The 1,167-nt window shown below is 68.0% G+C and carries 2 protein-coding genes; both read left to right on the plus strand.

The genetic code is table 11. The features are described 5' to 3' along the window. The first annotated feature begins 66 nt into the window (after nt 1–66). The gene (locus AB0947_RS42805) at nt 67–606 is read left to right on the plus strand and encodes a winged helix-turn-helix domain-containing protein (RefSeq protein WP_366755752.1); all 540 of its coding nucleotides are present in this window, start codon (nt 67–69) and stop codon (nt 604–606) included. Continuing rightward, on the plus strand, nt 603–1,133 hold the full coding sequence (locus AB0947_RS42810) for a transposase (RefSeq protein WP_366755753.1): 531 nt from the start codon (nt 603–605) through the stop codon (nt 1,131–1,133). Before AB0947_RS42805 ends, AB0947_RS42810 begins: the two co-directional genes overlap by 4 nt. Nucleotides 1,134–1,167: the final 34 nt, after the last annotated feature.

Here is a 1,167-nt window from a genome sequence, read left to right on the forward strand (position 1 = left end):
TACTGAGGTTGAACTCCTGGTGTCGTAGGTGCTGACGGGTCGACGCCTGTGCGGTATCACCGGTGCATGCGGTATCCACAAGGGGGCGGGCTGACCGCCGAACGGCAGCAGTTCCGCGAGGCGTTACGGCTCGAGGCGGCCGAGAGGTTCGCCCAGGGCGAGGCGAGCTCGGTGATCGCCAAGGATCTGCGGGTCAGCGTCCGGTCGGTGCAGCGGTGGCGGCGGATGTGGGACGAGGGCGGTCCGCGGGCTCTGCGGTCGCAGGGGTCGGCGTCGTTGCCGAGGTTGAGCGAGAAGCAGTTCGCGCAGTTGGAAGCGGAGCTGGCCAAGGGGCCGGCCGCACACGGCTGGGAAGACCAGCGCTGGACTCTGAGCCGTGTGAAGACGGTGATCGGCCGGCGCTTCCATCTGACCTACACGATTCAGGGCGTGCGGAAGCTGCTGGTGCGCAATGGCTGGTCCTGCCAGGTTCCGGCGCGACGCGCGATCGAGCGGGACGACGAGGCGGTGGCCGGGTGGGTCAAGGAGGTGTGGCCCTGCGCGGAAGACTCGCGGCGGCCCGTGGAGCCTGGCTCGTCTTCGAGGACGAGGCCGGATTCTCCATGACGCCGCCGCAGGCCAGGACCTGGTCCCAGCGCGGCCGGACCCCCATCGTGCGGGTCCGCGGCCGATCCCGCAGACGGATATCGATCGCCGCGCTGACCTGCTACAAGCCCGGCCACAGGTCGCGACTGATCTACCGGCCACGCCGGGACGACGGCCGACGCGACGGACGCAAAAGCTTCTCCTGGCGCGACTACCGCGACCTGCTGATCGCCGCACATCAGCAGCTCGGCGGCCCGATCGTGCTCGTCTGGGACAACCTCAACGTCCACAAGGCCGCCGGCCTGAGGGAATGGGCTACAGCCCGGGACTGGCTAACCATCTACTACCTGCCGCCCTACACACCCGACCTCAACCCCGTCGAGGGAATCTGGTCCCTCCTGCGACGCGGCTGGCTCTCCAACGTCGCCTTCCACACACCCGAACACCTCGTCCAGCGCATCCGACGCGGCCTACGGCACATCCAGTACCGCAGCGACCTCATAGACGGCTGCCTCACCGAGACCGGCCTGGCCATCAAACCCACCTGAGCAACCCAGCGACATCACGAGTTCAACCTCAGTA

Origin of the sequence: Streptomyces sp. NPDC047841 (assembly GCF_040704085.1) — a bacterium.
Classification (GTDB): domain Bacteria; phylum Actinomycetota; class Actinomycetes; order Streptomycetales; family Streptomycetaceae; genus Streptomyces; species Streptomyces argyrophylli.

Bases quoted from the DNA above. Each gene is read 5' to 3' on its own strand.
- AB0947_RS42805 (WP_366755752.1), top strand. From the start codon at position 67: ATGCGGTATCCACAAGGGGGCGGGCTGACCGCCGAACGGCAGCAGTTC.
- AB0947_RS42810 (WP_366755753.1), top strand. From the start codon at position 603: ATGACGCCGCCGCAGGCCAGGACCTGGTCCCAGCGCGGCCGGACCCCC.